The organism is Psychrobacter sp. (assembly GCF_041554015.1).
GTDB lineage: Bacteria > Pseudomonadota > Gammaproteobacteria > Pseudomonadales > Moraxellaceae > Psychrobacter.
Genome location: NZ_JBFFMS010000033.1, coordinates 16,264 through 33,729, shown reverse-complemented (window position 1 = coordinate 33,729; position 17,466 = coordinate 16,264). Strand labels below are relative to the sequence as shown.

At 44.5% G+C, this 17,466-nt stretch carries 14 protein-coding genes and 1 pseudogene; 5 read left to right on the top strand and 10 right to left on the bottom strand.

Going from position 1 to position 17,466, the window contains the following annotated elements; translation table 11 throughout:
• Together tuf and rimI are read left to right on the top strand one after the other, a co-directional pair.
• Window positions 1-202 (top strand): annotated as a pseudogene (tuf, locus tag ABYU67_RS09190) (elongation factor Tu); the annotation flags it as partial.
• Window positions 203-373: 171 nt separating this feature from the next.
• On the top strand, window positions 374-856 hold the full coding sequence (gene rimI, locus ABYU67_RS09185; RefSeq protein ID WP_372844699.1) for a ribosomal protein S18-alanine N-acetyltransferase: 483 nt from the start codon (window positions 374-376) through the stop codon (window positions 854-856).
• A 70-nt stretch (window positions 857-926) separates the two neighbouring features.
• On the opposite strand, the gene ABYU67_RS09180 is transcribed toward rimI, so the two are convergent.
• The 3 genes from ABYU67_RS09180 to trxB all read right to left on the bottom strand — a co-directional run bounded on the left by ABYU67_RS09180 (window position 927) and on the right by trxB (window position 3,273).
• Window positions 927-1,364: a MerR family transcriptional regulator gene (locus ABYU67_RS09180; protein WP_372844698.1), complete on the bottom strand. Its 438-nt coding sequence runs from the start codon at window positions 1,362-1,364 to the stop codon at window positions 927-929.
• 82 nt (window positions 1,365-1,446) lie between these two features.
• Window positions 1,447-2,250: a leucyl/phenylalanyl-tRNA--protein transferase gene (gene aat, locus ABYU67_RS09175; protein ID WP_372844697.1), complete on the bottom strand. Its 804-nt coding sequence runs from the start codon at window positions 2,248-2,250 to the stop codon at window positions 1,447-1,449.
• Window positions 2,251-3,273, bottom strand: a complete 1,023-nt coding sequence (trxB, locus tag ABYU67_RS09170; protein ID WP_372844696.1) for a thioredoxin-disulfide reductase — start codon at window positions 3,271-3,273, stop codon at window positions 2,251-2,253.
• Window positions 3,274-3,870: 597 nt separating this feature from the next.
• Between trxB and ABYU67_RS09165 the strand changes: the two genes are divergently transcribed.
• Both ABYU67_RS09165 and ABYU67_RS09160 read left to right on the top strand, forming a co-directional pair.
• On the top strand, window positions 3,871-7,203 hold the full coding sequence (locus tag ABYU67_RS09165; protein WP_372844695.1) for a DNA translocase FtsK 4TM domain-containing protein: 3,333 nt from the start codon (window positions 3,871-3,873) through the stop codon (window positions 7,201-7,203).
• A 270-nt stretch (window positions 7,204-7,473) separates the two neighbouring features.
• Window positions 7,474-8,967 carry an amidase gene (locus tag ABYU67_RS09160; RefSeq protein ID WP_372844694.1) on the top strand — a complete coding sequence of 498 codons (1,494 nt, stop codon included), beginning with the start codon at window positions 7,474-7,476 and terminating at the stop codon, window positions 8,965-8,967.
• Window positions 8,968-9,029: 62 nt separating this feature from the next.
• Here ABYU67_RS09160 and ABYU67_RS09155 read toward each other — a convergent pair whose 3' ends face one another.
• Window positions 9,030-9,806: a class III extradiol ring-cleavage dioxygenase gene (locus ABYU67_RS09155; RefSeq protein WP_372844703.1), complete on the bottom strand. Its 777-nt coding sequence runs from the start codon at window positions 9,804-9,806 to the stop codon at window positions 9,030-9,032.
• 233 nt (window positions 9,807-10,039) lie between these two features.
• Entirely contained in the window at window positions 10,040-10,528 is a 489-nt protein-coding gene (gene rlmH / locus ABYU67_RS09150) for a 23S rRNA (pseudouridine(1915)-N(3))-methyltransferase RlmH (RefSeq protein ID WP_372844693.1), read from the bottom strand.
• A gap of 310 nt (window positions 10,529-10,838) precedes the next feature.
• Between rlmH and ABYU67_RS09145 the strand changes: the two genes are divergently transcribed.
• The gene (locus ABYU67_RS09145) at window positions 10,839-11,285 is read left to right on the top strand and encodes a DUF2147 domain-containing protein (protein ID WP_372844692.1); all 447 of its coding nucleotides are present in this window, start codon (window positions 10,839-10,841) and stop codon (window positions 11,283-11,285) included.
• Between the two features lie 95 nt (window positions 11,286-11,380).
• Here ABYU67_RS09145 and ABYU67_RS09140 read toward each other — a convergent pair whose 3' ends face one another.
• From ABYU67_RS09140 to ABYU67_RS09120, 5 genes are all read right to left on the bottom strand, one after another.
• Window positions 11,381-11,920 carry a DUF421 domain-containing protein gene (locus tag ABYU67_RS09140; protein ID WP_372844691.1) on the bottom strand — a complete coding sequence of 180 codons (540 nt, stop codon included), beginning with the start codon at window positions 11,918-11,920 and terminating at the stop codon, window positions 11,381-11,383.
• 137 nt (window positions 11,921-12,057) lie between these two features.
• On the bottom strand, window positions 12,058-12,573 hold the full coding sequence (locus tag ABYU67_RS09135; RefSeq protein ID WP_372844690.1) for an ABZJ_00895 family protein: 516 nt from the start codon (window positions 12,571-12,573) through the stop codon (window positions 12,058-12,060).
• Between the two features lie 39 nt (window positions 12,574-12,612).
• Complete coding sequence (locus ABYU67_RS09130) at window positions 12,613-14,697, bottom strand: D-alanyl-D-alanine carboxypeptidase/D-alanyl-D-alanine-endopeptidase (RefSeq protein ID WP_372844689.1); 2,085 nt, start codon at window positions 14,695-14,697, stop codon at window positions 12,613-12,615.
• A gap of 141 nt (window positions 14,698-14,838) precedes the next feature.
• A complete protein-coding gene (locus ABYU67_RS09125; RefSeq protein ID WP_372844688.1) occupies window positions 14,839-15,444 on the bottom strand; it encodes a 3'-5' exonuclease in 606 nt (201 codons plus the stop codon).
• Window positions 15,445-15,476: 32 nt separating this feature from the next.
• The gene (locus ABYU67_RS09120) at window positions 15,477-17,420 is read right to left on the bottom strand and encodes a DUF294 nucleotidyltransferase-like domain-containing protein (protein WP_372844687.1); all 1,944 of its coding nucleotides are present in this window, start codon (window positions 17,418-17,420) and stop codon (window positions 15,477-15,479) included.
• Window positions 17,421-17,466 lie beyond the last annotated feature (46 nt).

Sequence of the window (17,466 nt, the reverse complement as noted above, 5' to 3'; positions counted from 1 at the left end):
TCCACAGTTCTACTTCCGTACCACTGACGTAACTGGCGCAATCCAATTACAAGACGGAACAGAGATGGTTATGCCTGGTGATAACGTTGAGATGGGCGTAGAGCTTATCCACCCAATCGCTATGGATAAAGGTCTTCGCTTCGCTATTCGTGAAGGCGGCCGTACCGTAGGTGCTGGTGTTGTTGCTAACGTTAACGTTTAAGCCTTAGCTGACAGTATCTCTGTAAATTAAGCTTATCCGTGAGTCAAAAGCCATCCTCGAAAGAGGGTGGCTTTTTTGTGGGCGTATATGCATAGATTGATAATAAAATGACAGCATCGACGATCAACGATACTATAACGTGCATTGAGGTCAATAGATAAAGGAGCCCTGATGTTCGAAATACAAATATTAACTCACAAGCAAGATGATTATGCAGCAATGATCAAAGCGGTCGCTGCTATCGAAGCAGTGGTTCAGCCACAAGCGCCTTGGACGTCGCAAACAATAGGTGACTTACTTGAACAGGATAGTATCGGTCTCATAGTTGTTACGGATAGCTCTAAAAACGATGTGATTGGCTACTGCTTATATCAGATATTGTTTGAGCAAGCAGAGATTTTACGCATCGGCACTCATCCTGATTATCAGCGTCAAGGCATGGCGTCACGGATTTTTGCTAAGATAAACGAGGTATTAAAGCTTAATCAGGTAGAGAGTCTGTTATTAGAGGTGCGAGCAGATAATATTGCTGCGATTGCGCTATATGAGCGGCAAGGATTTACTGTGATTCATATCCGTAAAAATTACTATCAAATAGGACATCAACTGGCTGTCGACGCGCTTATTATGCAGCACCTTTATAATCAATCTTAAAAATACTCACAGCTTTTCTCATCTAAGATACAAAGCGCTAGCAAATACAAAATTAAATATGAAGGGGCTTTTATAGAGATGAAGACAGGGTTTTTTTACAGCTATCAATGTCAATTTTATAATCGCTATCAGCTTTCATATGCTCAAGAATGTCAATGCGTTCGGTCAACATCTCTATCATTAAACTGATGGTCGCTTGTTGTTTTCTGATTTGAGTCAGTTTTTGCTGGGTAATTTTGAGTTGTAAATCAATATCAAGATTGCCATCATAATAATCATTGAGGCTATCTTTGATTTCAGTCAGCGTAAAGCCAATTGCTTGCGCGCTTTTGATTAGCTCGATGCGCTCAACACACTCAGGGTGAAACTCAGTATATAGCCGCGAGCCTGCCTGACGCTTACGAGACTTTAACAGCCCCAATTGGTCATAGTGACGAATGGTGTCTTTGGTCGTATTGGCTATGGTTGCAAGCTTACCTATTAGTAAAAAATCGGTATCAGGTGCCATAATGTACTCATGATGATGGTAGGTAAGTTGCTTATTTATACAATAAAGTCATTTAAAAAAAGTTATTTAAAAGAGTGATAAGCTAGTGATTTAATTGCCAAGCTTGACAAGCCTTTAGCATCGATACTGCTAAAGGCTTGTGCGACTCTTTATGCCATTTATTTGAATCGTTAGATAATAAGGTATCGAGTTGAGTCAAAAATTCAGTACGAGATAAAGTCATCGCACCTAAACTCATGAGGTGATCGTTAGGTAATTGACAGTCAACAAGCTGCACATTACTTTGCTCACATAAGCGCATCAACCCCCAAAATGCCAGTTTTGATGCGTTAGAGGCAACATGAAACATCGACTCGCCAAAATAAATCCCGCCTATTTTTAAACCATATAGACCGCCAACGAGCGCGCCTTGTTCATCCCAAACTTCGATACTATGAGCAAATCCTTGAGCATGTAGCTCGGTATAAGCTTCAATCATCTCATCATGAATCCAAGTGTGACTTTCGGTTTCATTGAGTCCGTCACTACGCGGTAAACTACAAGCGTGTATGACCTCATCAAAAGCGTGATCTAGCGTCAATTGCCAACGGACACGATTTGCTTGCTTACGTAATGACTTACTTGGCTGATAGTCGCTCGGCTTTATCACGCATCTTGGCTCAGGACACCACCATGCAATCGGTTCATCGTCATTGAACCAAGGAAATAAACCTTGCGCATAAGCAGAAATCAGCGTCTCAGGGGTCAAATCTCCCCCGATAGCGACAATGCCCATGCCTTTAGGATCTACTATAGCGGGATCTGGAAAGTCATAACGTCCAAGGCTTTTTATGTGTTGAACAAAAGCCTCAGGCGTTATGCGACTATCATTAGCCAAGTCGTTCACCTACGCTTCTTTATCGGCGGTCAATGTTGAGGCATAAGTATGGTCTTGAGCCATAGTTTCGCCAATCGCATCAAGGTATTTTTCAGCATCAAGTGCTGCCATACAGCCGGTACCAGCAGAGGTGATCGCTTGGCGATAGACATGATCAGCAACATCACCTGCGGCAAAAACGCCTTCAATACTGGTTTGGGTTGCATTGCCATTAAGCCCGCTATTAACGACAAGATAGCCGTCTTTCATCTCTAACTGACCTGTAAATAGGTCAGTATTGGGCTTATGACCGATAGCCACAAACATACCAAATACGTCCAGTTGCTTGGTGCTACCATCAATCATAGATTCAATCACAACGCCATTGACGCCCATGTCATCACCGACCACTTCTTTAACGCTGTGGTTCCACTCGATTTTAACATTGCCATTTTTGGCTTTTTCAAACAGCTTGTCTTGCAGGATTTTCTCAGAGCGCAGGCTATCACGGCGATGTACTAAGGTAACCTCAGAAGCGATATTTGATAAATACAGCGCTTCTTCAACCGCTGTGTTACCGCCACCGATAACCGCCACTTTTTGACCTTTATAAAAGAAGCCATCACAAGTTGCACAAGCTGATACGCCCAAACCGCGGAATTTGGTTTCTGACTCTAGTCCCAAATACTGTGCTGATGCGCCCGTTGAGATAATAAGCGCGTCACAAGTGTAGGTGCCATTATTACCAGTCAACTCAAAAGGACGTACATTTAAATTCACAGCATTAATATGGTCATATACCAGTTCCGTACCAAAGCGTTCGGCGTGGGCTTTCATTCGCTCCATCAATGCAGGACCGGTCAAATCATGGGCATCACCTGGCCAGTTATCCACTTCGGTGGTCGTCGTAAGCTGTCCGCCGACTTCCATACCAGTGACCATAACAGGCTTAAGGTTAGCGCGTGCTGCATAGACAGCAGCAGAATAACCGGCAGGACCTGAACCTAAGATGATGAGTTTTTCGTGGCGTGGAGCCGTATTATCAGTTGCCATAAGATTTCCTTGCTAGAGCAATAAAAGTGAAAAGGTTCAACGTTAAAATAAGAAGTCGATATTATAAGTATTATAAAAGATAAGCGTAAAAATGACGACGTATCTGGTTTTTATCGTTGCTATGTGATAATAACATAAGGGCTAGGGGCAAAAAGTGCAAGTTTGCTAAAACGAATATGGGTATCATTAGAATTAAAGCATCTGACACTTGAAATTTTGGTACCAGAAATAAGTAGATCTGCGTGTATTTTGCTACGAAAATATACAAGCACTTCTTTAATAGCCATATTTTTCATTAAATGACAGCTGTATTGATTTTCTTAGGCGCTTTATCAATAACACAGTCGCCACGGCAGCTATGTATTTGTTATTATAAGAAGTTGTATGCCAAGCACAAAATAAAAGCACTGAAGCGGTCTATATTTTATCTAAGCACTATAGATATAGTAGATACGGTTTTTTGTATGATTACGCCGCATCATTCGTAACCTATTACCGCAGTCTCTATCAAGAATTTATGTCAGCATGATTAAGCGTAATCATGATTTGGCGCCCATTTGTATTAATGATGAGTATTAACGACAAGGCAGATCTTACGTGATATCAGCACCAATTATTGATTATTTAAAAAAGGGCGTATTTACCCTACTAGGATTACTCCTCGCAGTTTATTTGTTCGTCATTTTGATGACTTACACCGGTAACGATCCTAGCTGGTCACATATCAGTAGTGATATGACTGCCATTAATAATATGGGCGGCGAGATGGGCGCATGGCTGTCAGATCTGCTGTATAGTTTTTTTGGTTTTGGCGCATGGTGGCTGCTGGCATTTTTGGTTTATGAGTCCGTCCTGATTTGGTGGGATAATAAACCGACACTTTGGCTGCTGCGTTTGGTAGCTTATGTGTTCTTAATATTAAGTACCAGCGCCTTATTCGCCCAACTGATTGCCTTGGTACAGCAGGTAGCAGATCCAATATCATCAGGTCTACAAGGCGTTGCGGGTGGTATTATTGGTCTTGAGCTACAAGCGCGGTTGGCACAGCTACTATCACAGTGGGGGAGTGTGACGTTTTTGGCAGTATTTGTCACTATTACGGCTACATTTGCCTTTAATATCCACTGGTTACGCATTTATGAAAAAATCAAAACCCTGTCTTGGTTTGGCTCAGCTGTCAAAAACCTTGATGACAGTCATGATGCCAGTCACCTAGCGCAAAATACAAATGATGGCGATAGAAAAAATAATAATACAGCGATAAGTGAGGCGAGTACCCCAGATTACAAACAGCTGCCACTTGAGCTACAAGTAGCTGAACAGGCTAATAATCAACAGCCAGATATGAAAAGTGGGCGTTTTAATAACGCACTGACAGACTTTTTATTGTCTTCAGGATTGGGTGCCAGTGTAAAAGCTTCTATGGCAGCAGCGGCGCAAATAGCTAATGAGAATGCCAAAAAAGAAGAGGCGCTGCAAACTGCAACCGCCACGGCAACTGGCAATAGTGCTTTTCATTCAAATAAAACATCAGTGCCTGCTGCTAATGCTGCCAGTTCTGCCAGTGCCGCACCAACGCCTAGCAGAAAGGTTGAGCCAAGTTTTGCGTGGAATGATGCCAATACCGTCGATGACTTATTGGCAAATCAGGTAGCGAATGAGCAGGATCCAATTCCTTATGATGCGGTAAATGCGCCGTATTCCGAGGCATTGGTTGATGACGCGAATACTGAGATTTCGGCTGCGAGTCCTGTTCTTGATAGCGTTCAAGAGGAAAACGGTCAACTAACTGAGCAATCAACCGAGCAATCAGCAACGGCATCATTTGATGATTATACATCGAGCCTATCAACTGCTCAGCCCGATACTTCTGAATCAGCGCCTAGCGTCGATAGCTTGGTGGATGCATGGCTTGCTGAACATGCTACAATGCCAGACGAGACTGATGTCACTCATGAGCAAGAATCATCTGTAGTAGAAACAGTGCTAGAAACGGCAGCTGTACCTATTAAGCAAGCAGCTGCCTTCTCACCAAGCGATACCACTGATGAAATTTCTGATAAGGATGACACTGATAAGGATGACAATGCCTGGTTGCAAGATCTAGAGTCTCATGCTATCTCTGAGGTAGAAAATATCTCAGAAATCATAGATATGACACCGACCAATACGCCGCCTGCAAATCCAAAGGCGCCGCCAATGGCAGAAAGTACGTCTACCATATCAAGTATCGAGACAACCATCGCACCCAAACCCACCATGAGTTTTGCGGTGCCAGACGGCGATAGTAGTAATCATATTACCGATATGATGCCAGAGGACGACAGTGTTTATGACATTTATAACAGTGCTGACGATATTGATACCCCTGTCATGCCTCATATTAGTGATGATGCTGCATTCAGTCAAAAATCACGCTCAATGCAGACAGCTGCTTACCGTAGCAGTCTGTCGCCGATTCCAGAGATGGCTATTTTAGATAAGCCGGACCCCAATCGTAAGCCAAGCTACACGCTTGCTGAGCTTGAGCAGTTATCAGAGCTGCTAGAGATTAAGCTGCAGGAATTCAATGTCAAAGCAAACGTCGTCAATGCTATTCCAGGTCCTGTCGTTACCCGCTTTGAAGTAGATCTTGCCCCTGGGATAAAAGCCAGCAAAGTCACGGGGATTTCACGCGATTTGGCACGCTCGTTATCCATGGCATCTTTACGTGTGGTTGAGGTTATTCCTGGTAAGCCATATATCGGTATCGAAGTTCCGAACAAACAGCGTGAAATGGTGCGCTTAATTGAGCTATTAGATACCGAAAAATTTAAAGATCCTAAAGCGCAGATCAGTATGGCGATGGGCAAGGATATCGGCGGTAAAGCGATCATTACCGATCTTGCACGAGCGCCGCATATGTTGGTCGCTGGTACGACAGGTTCTGGTAAATCGGTATTGGTCAACGCCATGTTGCTATCGATGCTGCTTAAATACACACCGAACGAGCTACGGATGATCTTGATCGATCCTAAGCAGCTTGAGCTTGCCAACTATAATGACATTCCGCATCTGCTAACCCCAGTCGTCACCGATATGACGGAGGCGGCAAGTGCCTTATCATGGTGCGTTGCAGAGATGGAGCGCCGTTATCAGCTTATGAGCTTACTAAAGGTGCGTAAGCTCAATGAGTTTAATAAAAAGGTTATCGCTGCTGAAAAGTCAGGCAATCCTATGCTCGACCCGTTATGGCGACCCAATGACAGCGTGAGTATTAGTCAAGCGCCAAAGCTAAAAAGCTTACCCATGATTGTCATCGTTGCTGATGAGTTTGCTGATATGATTATGCAGGTCGGCAAACAAGCAGAAGAGCTAATCACACGCTTGGCGCAAAAATCGCGTGCCGCAGGGATTCACTTGATCCTTGCAACTCAGCGCCCATCAGTCGATGTGATTACGGGTCTAATCAAGGCCAACATTCCTGTACGAGCAGCGTTACGAGTTAACTCAAAAGTCGATTCACGGACTATTTTGGATAGTGGCGGCGCAGAAGATATGCTTGGCAATGGTGATATGTTGTTCTTAGGGCCTGGGCAAATCGAGCCGGATCGTGTCCATGGTGCTTATGTCAGCGATGAAGAGGTAAATAGCGTTTGTGATGCATGGCGTGAGCGCGGTGCACCAGATTATATCGATAATATGGCGGGTAATTTTGAGTTGTCTAGTCCAAATGGCGGCTCTAATGCGTCCAATGCCTCTGGTGAAGACGATGATCTCTACAACGAAGCCGTTGGTTTTATCATGGAAACCCGTAAAGTTTCTGCTTCTAGTATCCAGCGTAAATTTAGCATTGGCTATAACCGTGCCGCCCGTATTGTTGATTCGATGGAAGAGGCGGGTCTGGTCAGCTCAATGGGTAAGAGCGGTAAACGTGAGCTATTAATGTAAAGCTTGTATTTGACTGGTTAAAAGAAGACGAGCTACGAGAGTAACTCGTCTTTTTTATTGAAAAGATTGAAAAATTTTATCTATTAAAAAGTATTAAGCGCCTTATTTTCAAGCTATCAGCTAGGATGATAAATATCGCAAATGACCAATGAGTTTGTTTATTCATTATAAACAGTAAGGTTTTATATTAAACTGATTACTGTCTGTAAATCGGATACATATCAGTCTTGTCAAAATTTAAATTTGATTACTCGCCAAGGAAGGTCGGTTATGTTTAAAGAATACACCCAATATGATGCGTTAGCACTAGCAGCTCTCGTTAATGCAGGCGAAGTCAGTGCCAAAGAGCTGCTGGATGCGGCAGTTTACCAAGCCAATCAGCTTAATCCCAAATTGAACGCCATCATCCACCGCTTTGATGAGCGTGCTTATGCTGCTGCGCAGGCGGGACTGCCAGCTGGTGTATTTAACGGCATCCCTTATTTATTAAAAGACTTATCATTCAGTTTTGCCGATGAGCCGATCACAATGGGCAGTCGTAGCATCAATATTAAGTCAGAAATCGATAGCGAAATCGTCAAGCGTATGAAAGCGACTGGCGTCAATACCTTTGGTAAGACCAATACCCCTGAGTTTGGCTTGATTATTACCACTGAGCCAAAAGCGCATGGCGTGACACACAATCCCTTTAAAAAAGGTTATAGCTCTGGTGGCTCATCAGGTGGTAGCGCGGCTGCGGTAGCAAGCGGTATCGTACCGATGGCAGGGGCGGGTGATGGTGGCGGCTCGATACGCTTTCCTGCGGCGTGGTGCGGTAGCTTTGGACTAAAACCCAGCCGCGGTCGTAATCCAATGGGTCCATTATTTGGCGAAGGGTGGGAGGGAGCAGTCGCCGATCATGTGATTACGCGTAGCGTACGTGATAGTGCTGCCATGCTTGATGCAACAAGCGGCGCAGAAATAGGCGCACCTTATATCATAGCGCCGCCTAACGGTACTTTTTTAGAAGCGGCGATGCGGGCGCCGCGCCAACTGACCATCGCTTTGCATCAACAGCCATTGGTTGCCAATACGGTGGTCGATAAAGAAGTACTGACCGTATTAGAGCAGACCGCTAAGCAGCTACAAGCCATGGGGCATCGTGTGGTACCAGCCGAACCTAATATCAATATTGACCAATTTTGGCATGATTTTTTGGTGGTGGTTTGTGCGCATACCGCTTTTACCATCGATAATATCGAGCGCTGCTATGGTGCCCAGCATATACAAAACCTTGAGCCGCAAACCTATAATATGGCGATGCTAGGCCGTTCATTATCCGCTGTTGATTTAGCACACGCCAAGCATGGCTGGCATGATAGCCAATATCAAACCGGTCTGCTACTAGAGACCTACGACATGATTTTGTGCCCAACCGTTCCAACACCTGCCGTAAAGCATGGTGTATTACCACCAAGTCGCATCGATGAGATACTCATGCGCAGTGCGGGCGCGCTCAGTAAAGGCATTGATATGGGTAAATACGCCTTTAGCTCAGGCATGATTGAAAAGTTAAGCTCACCCGTGCTGGGTAAAATGGGCTTTACTTTATTGGGTAATGTCACAGGCTTGCCCGCCATGTCATTGCCAGTCGGTATGAGTAAAAAAGGTCTGCCAATCGGCATGCAACTGATTGGGCGTATGAATGATGAGACGACGTTATTAAGTGTGGCAGGTGAAATGGAGCGTGCAGGTTTATTTACCAAACCTGCTTTTGAGAAGTAGCATGATGAGAAACAGTATGCCTGCATATATCTGACGCTTTTATCTTGAGCTGACCACAGCCTTTAATCGAAGCGATAGATATCCATGCCCAAGCTATGATGCGCCATACTTTGATGCACGACTGAGACACGTTGACCCGCACCTAAAGCAAAAAATAGCGGCAGTAAATGCTCATCACTCGGATGGATGTCTTTATAATTAGGATATTGCTGCCAGTCTAAGGCGCTTGGGATATCTGTTTTAAGCTGTTGTAGTAACCAAACCTTAAAATATTTTGCCGTTTGGTCAATGCTCTCTGCTTGCCAACGTAGCGCTTGCAAATTATGGGTGATATTCCCTGAGCCAATAATGAGGATCTGCTCCTGACGCAGCTGTGCCAATTGCGCCCCCAGTTGATAGCAGGCGACACTGTCATAATACTGTGGTAAAGAGACTTGTACGATAGGGATATCAGCCTCTGGATACAGATGTAAAAGCGGTGCCCATACCCCATGGTCGCTGGCACGTAAGGGATTGACTCTACAAACGATACCACGGGCACTGAGTTGCTGCGCCAGTGTCTCGGCAAGTGCTGGATGACCAGTAGCCGGATATTGCAGCTCATATAGATCTTTAGTAAAACCTGAAAAATCATGCCAAGTTTTTGGCTCAGGATTGCTGCTGATTTCAAGTTTGGCTGACTGCCAATGCGCAGACATAATAACGATGGCACGAGGTTTGGGTAGATTTTGTCCGATACGCGCAAGGGCGCTGGTGGTGGCGGATTGCTCAAGAGCCAGCGTCGGTGCGCCATGCGATATAAACAGCGCTGGTAGCCTGGGACGTTTTGCGGCATTCATAATCGGCAGATCTTTCCAAGCCGGCGCCGCTGTTATCGGCGTCGATATGATTGGGCTGTGCAAATCGTCACGATTATCATCGCGTTGCAGGCTGATACTTTGGGCATTGGACGGTGCAGGTTTAGGATATCTCATGTGGCATTTATTAGGGCGTATGTCTATTTTTCAATCTGTTGTATCACTGTGATTGATGAGAGTCTTCTGTATCGCTTGCAAACTGAACGCACTATGCTTTAATTACCACGGTGATAAGGGTGGTTGTGATTGATACTCATCGCACGATATAGCTGCTCCATAAGTACAACGCGCACCAAAGGATGCGGCAGCGTCAGCGCCGATAGCGACCATTTTACATCCGCTTTCGCCAACACCTCAGGCGACACGCCATCAGCACCGCCAATGACCAGAGCAATATCATCGCCTTGCTGCATACCATCAGACAATTTATCTGCCAGATTCTCGGTCGACAGCATCTTTCCTTTCACATCAAGTACCCATAATTGCTCACGACCAGCTGCTGTATGAGCGGCCAATATCGCCTGACCTTCTTGCTCACGGTACTGAGCCAAATTGGCATCCGATGGATTCTTGGCGCGTTTTGCTGCTGCAATTTCAACAATTTCGGTAGGTAGCATGGGCTGAATACGTTTGTGGTATTCATCAAAACCCGTTTGTACCCATTTGGGCATTTTATTACCGACAGTCAATATTCTTACTTTCATAATAACGCCCATTTTTATAAATGATTAAAGCTATTAAAGATATATAGCAAAAGAAATCTGCGCTTAAGCCAATGTCATAAACAAGGCTTTTATTTACTAGACTTTTGTGCTCTAATAATAAAGACAAACATTTGTTTTATTGTATCTCGATATTTTAAAGACAGTCTAGCCAATAGTTAAAATCGCGCTCGATGGCCATCTAAAATAGAAATAATAAGACAATAAAAAGCACCCTATTGCCATATAGTCATGTCCTTATGATAAAGCAAAAGAGTGGTTTTAAATAATTTTTAAGCGAAAGGAATCGTCTATGAACCGTCTTATCTCGACTTTACTGACCCTAGGTGTCGGTGCACTATTTTCAACATCTGTCTTTGCAGTTTCATTAAATGGTACGCAGTGGCAAACCATTGATGATAAAACCGGTGAAAAAAAGGCCGTGATTCAGCTTACTGAAAGCGGCGGCAAGGTCTCAGGCAAAATCATCAAGGTGCTCAATAAACAAAAGGCGGATGCTGTTTGCACCAAATGCCCCGGTAGCCTAAAAGATAAGCCTGTTGAAGGTTTGCAAATACTAACAGGCTTAAAAGCGGATGGCAGTAACCAATGGAGCGATGGTAAGCTTGTCGATCCTGAGTCAGGGAAAACTTACTCTGGCAAGCTGACACTCAGCGACAATGGTCAAAGTCTAAAACTACGCGGCTATGTTGGCTCGCCCGTTTTTGGTCGCTCGCAAACGTGGCAGCGTATCAAATGATACCTAGTTAATGATATATTAGCGGTATTAATACTCATCAAAATAGATAAAAAGGATAGTCAATCTATATTGGCTATCTTTTTTTACGCATAATACTACATTAATGGAGCAATGGTTTCTGAAACGCTGTCTTCTGCTTCTGGATCATTATTAGCAGTATTCGGTTTCGAGATGATGGTAAGTTTGGCATCCGACTCAAAAACCACCGCTTCCACCTCATCAAAATTATGAACACCCTCAGAGCGCATAGCACATTCGATCTCTTGACGGGTCAAACGCTCATCGCGCATGGCATCGGGCAAAAATTGCCCTTGGTAAAAGACTATGCGTGGTTCGGACAAAATAAAGTTGCTAAATTGCGGCGAGATAGAGGCGTATTTGGTGACCAAAAATTGTAATAAATACAGCGACAAGATAGCAGCCATACCTTCGATGATCGGAATGTCTTTGAGCAAAATCGTACTGGCGCTCAATGATCCAATCATTACGGTGACAATCCAGTCAAAATTATTGAGCTGAGAGGTTGAGCGTTTGCCTGAAATTTTTGTAAATGTCACAATCAACACGTAGACCACAACTGTAGTCAATACAATGCGTCCAAGCTTCTCAATATTATCAAAAAAAAGCATTTCCATGGTCTCATCTCCTATTCATCAAAGTTCATCTCATCAAAATCTATCAGCGTAAGGATAGCGTAACGGAATTTGGGCATGAATAGGGCAAAAACTTTGTAGTTGCTTGTTTATAATATTTGATCGTTAAACGTCAGCGATTAAGCAGCTTTGCGATTGGGGTCAAGCAAGCGATTGATTGCCCAAATACTGAGCCGTGCGCTCACCAAGCTTAGTACCAGTATCATAATCAAGGCAGAAATAAGCGGTAAAGGCTGCTGCATGCTCATCTCAAGCAGCACTTCACGGCTGATGGCGTCGAATAAAAATACCCATATCCCCAAAAAGTAAACCACAGTGAGTAGCCAAACCACGATAACACCGCCAAACATCAAGCGATTGATCTCGCCTTTATCTAATGCACGCTGCTGGTGCTTGATAAACTTATGTACCGCAATATAAGCACCTAAGACAATAGATAGCACAGTGACCAGTTGCGCATTAAGAGCAAACTTGGTTTGAATCATCATAAATACAGCGCTGGCAAGCATATAACCAACCGTAAAGAAACCAATATAGAGCATCAGTTTAGGCTGAGTGCCTGTTGTAGTTACGGAAGATCCTTTACGTTCTGATGGGGCGGTGGGTTTGCTAAGTGGCGCAGGCTTTCGTGACATACAATGTCCTTTATAAAGTAAGTAATGGGGCGTAAAAAATTAATGCTGCGCTGTCCAATCTAGCATGGCGTCCAGTACCGGTCTTGCTGTATAGGCATTGAGCGCCTGCTCACTATTGATGATACCCACCACCACATAGTCTTGTCCTGATAAGCCTTTGACATAGCCTGCCATCGAGGTGACATCATTCAATGTACCAGTTTTTATCCAAGCACGGCCGATAGCTTTTGATTCTGGCAAGCGCTCGCTATGTGCAGAGATCGTACCGCTAACGCCAGCGATACCCAACGAGTTTACATAGGCATCAAAGCTTGGATGAGCGTAAGCATAGGTCAAAAGCTCGCTTAAATTGGCAGCGCTGATCGTGCAATCACGGCATAGCCCTGAACCATTGGTTAGGTGCGGCGGCGGCGTGCTTAGATGCGTCTGCCACCAGTCATTTATGCTCTGTAAGGCAGTAGGGTAGCTCGTTGCTACAGGCTTGCCAAATTGATATAAGCTATATTGGCGCTTGATGTTTTTATCAATGCTTTTATCAGTGCTTTTATCAAGGTCTGTAGCAATCATTGTATCAGTCATTTTACTAACGGCTTTATTCGTGGATTTACTATAAGCCCCTATCGATAACGCCACTTGTTCAGTCATCACATTGTTAGAGAAGTGATTGATATCATAAATTTGCTGGGTCAAGTTTAAAGAAGGATAGCTGACAATCGGTAATGGCGACATGGTTAGCGCTGCTAGAGCATGCGCTGATACGGGTTTTTTATGATTATAGGGCGTCTCTTGAGCCACAACCTTGCCCGTTAGCGTGTTATCCAGTGCTTGCCATTTGGCCTTGATCACGCGAGCGGCAAAATCCTTGGCATCAGGGTAGGCGACATAAAAAGCATGGTCGCCGCAGTTATTAGGTAAAGCGCTGTTAAAGGTTAGCTGAGTGGCTTGCCACTGCGGCGCTAAGCTATAGCGTGCTTGACCACAGGCCGATGAGCGTAAATTTATCGTGCTTGGCAACTGATAATCTGCCAGCTGTGGCTTATAAGTCAGCTGTGCTTGTATATGATCTAATGGATAGCTTTGGATACCAACGGTGCTAAAATTGACCAAAAAACCATCGGGGCTGGCGTTATAAGGGCGTAAAGGTGAATTGTCAAACGCCGCTGGGTCTTTAGTGACCTGCTTAAAAATGGCGCTATCAACAATGATATCGCCATCGATATGACGGATACCGGTTGCTTTTACTTTGTAGAGCAATTGCTGTAAGCGCTCATGGGTCATTTTTGGGTCGCCACTGCCTTGAATCACCAAATCACCAAGCAAGGTATCACCGATGATAATACCAGTATGATAAACGCGTGTATGCCAGACAAAATCAGCGCCCAAGGTATCTAAGGCAATAAAGCTTGGCACCAGTTTCATGGTGCTGGCAGGCGTACGCGCAATATCAGGCTGATGATTGAGTAATGGTGAAAATGAGATTTTTATTGAAGTTTTGCTGTTCGCTTTTTTATTGCCACTGTTGTTATTGTCGGCGGCATTGGCACTGGTATTGTCATTATGTCCGGGAGCGTGATGAGCAGTGTTTGACGTATTTTCTGGCAGTAATGATGGAATACTCTCTAAGCTTTGATACGTATAAGGATCATCCGTGTAAGCATGCAATTGTCTGTCATGTTGTCTGATGGTTTGCTTCTCGATGGTTACCAAAGCACTTTGATGGTTTGCCTGTGGTTTCGCGCCAGTCACGTTTACTAGAGTTTGCTGGCTGCTATTAGGACTCGTCTTGCTCTCGTCTGAGCTTGTAGGCTGCCATTGATTGACCGCTTTTTTACTGTCTAGCACCTGAACCGGAGCAGGTAAACGGCTGGCGTTCTTGTCGCCTACCGGCGTGATGACGATACTGATGTCTGCTGCACTTAAATGGGCCCGCGCTAAGGCGGCTTCAATCTCTTGTGGTAAGGCGGCGTGCAGCGGTAATGGTACCAAAGTAGAGGCGACGATTGATGCCAACAAAGATAGCCGTTGACCGATATTTTTTGGTTTATGTAAATATTGGCGAATGGCTAGCGTGCAGATAGAGGGATGTTCAGTTTTAAGGGCAAGGGGTTTTACTAAATAGCGCATGAGCAGCCTATCATCATCAGGTGGCAAAAACAGGCTATATTAACATGAGTTGCTGCTTTCGCGTAGACGCCACATGTAGTGGTAAGCGTGCTTTTAGCTTAATAACTTAAATTATCTAATATTATATTTTGGTTATAAGGTTTAGCGCATATGCAAAAAAGCCATCGCTGTCATGACAGCATCATTATAAGCATCATGAACACCAAGCTCAGGAATATTATAGTGCATCAAGATATGGTTTAAATGCTGTGCTTGACTTGGCAGACCTTGGCTGCGACCCATCATACGCTGACTATAAAGGTGGCGGATATCGATAATCTCATTAGGCAGATAAGTACCCATATAGTTCTTTACCAAAGGATTTAAAAATCCAACGTCTATCTGCGGGAAAAACCCGACCAATGGTCGATTGCCAATAAAGGGCAGTAGTAATGCCAGCATCTCATCATAACTCATCGCATGTTCAACATCGGCGGTGCGTAGTCCATGAATGACAATAGTATCACCTTCAGGCATGACAGGCGGTCTACAAAGCAGATGCAGCCCATTGCCTGTATCTATCTTGTCGCCATTGATATGAATAGCAGCGACTGACAACAGGTGGTGCTTTTTTGGGTTAAGACCGGTCATCTCACAATCAATCGCAACCCATTGTTCAGCATCAGGTATCGTGAACATGCATGCCAGCTCAGGGCGCTGTAATTGGTTCTTACGCCAAGTAGTAGAGAGTTTTTTTAGCCAATTCATCGTATGTTATCCCCAAGGCTAACCCATTTAGCTTAACCAAATTCAAGCTGATAGTGTCTGCTTAATTGGTCTTTAAAGCTTTTTACCACCGCTAGGCACTCTTTTAATAAATCACGCTCAAGGGCAGACAAGGTCGTCGGATCGACTTCCTTGGCATATTTATCGTCTGTCAATAACGCAACCGATAGGCGCTGCGCCATAAAGAACTCTAATGCTTCAAGTAAGGTATCAGCTCGCTCTTGGGTTAGTGCCCGAGCTTGAACCAAGGCTTTCAAGCGCCCTTTGCTGCTAGGGTCCGTAAAGATATCGTTCTCTAACGCTAAGGTGCGGATGCCATGTACCAAGGGAAAAATGCCCACCTTTTTGAGGTCAAGAGTATAAGAGATAGGTTTACCGCCCAATAACGGTACTAGCTTTTGCCACCACTGATTGACATCGCCAAACTGTAGCGCTGCTCGGGCAAATTGGCGCACAAACATCAAATCTGACTGCCGATGGGCTGTTTTTAGATGTTCACGGACCTGAAGCATCAGCGTTTCATCACCGCAGACATATTCACCATCGAGTATGGCGGATAAGTAAATACTGTGCCGCGGGTCAGTGTTTTTGAACCATGTACTAATCTGTGCTTTAAAGATCTTTAATGGTTGCCGCCACATGGGATTATTCATCATGATATGACCATCGCACAGCGGATAACCAAGATCTGCTAAGTACTGGTTAAAGGTAGCGGCAAATTGTGCCAGCTTAGGATGCTCATAACCATCCCGTATGATGAGCGCATTGTCTTGATCGGTACGCATGATTTGCTCGCCGCGACCCTCTGAACCCATGACAATCACGCAAGTATTCTCCATTACCTCATCAGGGACGATGAGCTGCCAAAGTTTGGTAAATACTTGCGCGTTTAGGGTTCGTACCATGCGGCTGACGTTGCCGATTTTTACCCCATTTTGATGCTGAGCGCGTATATAGCGACCTATGAGTTCAACGGCGCTCGCCAAGCTTGATAAATTGGCAGCTTGGTCAATTTGAATACTAATCAGCTGAGAATGCTGACCAATATGAGCAAGCATATCGCTTTGTGCAAGCACTCCGATGACCTGACCTTTAGTATCTAAAACCGGTAGCCTATGAATACGATAGCGCGTCATGGTCAGTAATGCATCACCAATCTCAGCATCCGCGTCGATGGTTCGTAGATTAAAACTGGCATAGTGTTGACAAGGCGTGCTAGCAGGGTTTTGCTGGTCGCTAACAGCGCGGCAGATATCATGATCACTGAGGATGCCCAAGGTACGATCAGAGCTATTACTACTTTGTAAATATTCTTTTGGGCGTACCAAAACATGCTTTAGTCCAGCTTCAGTCATTGTTTTTGCTGCTTGATAAAGGCTATCGTTTGCGTCAACGATATGGACTGGCAATAATGTGATATCAATCACCGGCTGTAGCATGATTTGCTGTACTTCTTGCGGGTCGTCATAGCTGAGAGCGTTCAGACCTTTTCCACTACGCCGCAGCTGCAACGCTTTTAGTCGCTCAGGCAAGCTCTCTGATAATAATTGACGTATTAGATGGTTTTGGGCACTGATTTTATCAACAGTTGCTCCATTGACTTGCAGCAATAGAGTGTCTTCAACAGCGCGAAACTGATAAGCAGCTGACTGTAAATCAATACTGTTATCTTTTGGCACACTGTCTTCTATAAACGATTTTGGGGAGCGTCTACTATCAAACCAATCGCTACTATTTAGATGTGCGGTATGGTTGCTGCCCAGATAGGAGGCGACAAAATCCCCCTCGAACAGCTGCTCCACATGACCTTTGAGTACCACATAAAAGTATTGCAGATCTTCCGCTGGTAATGTCTCATCTTTGGCAAGATAACGCACTTGGGTATTTTTTTTGATACTTTGGCGTTCAGCGGCACTTAAAACATCAAATGGTGGCTGGGTAAAGTCAAGATGGGGCATGGCATCATCCTTGATGGCGCAAGCAGTGAAAGGTAGTTAACCATGA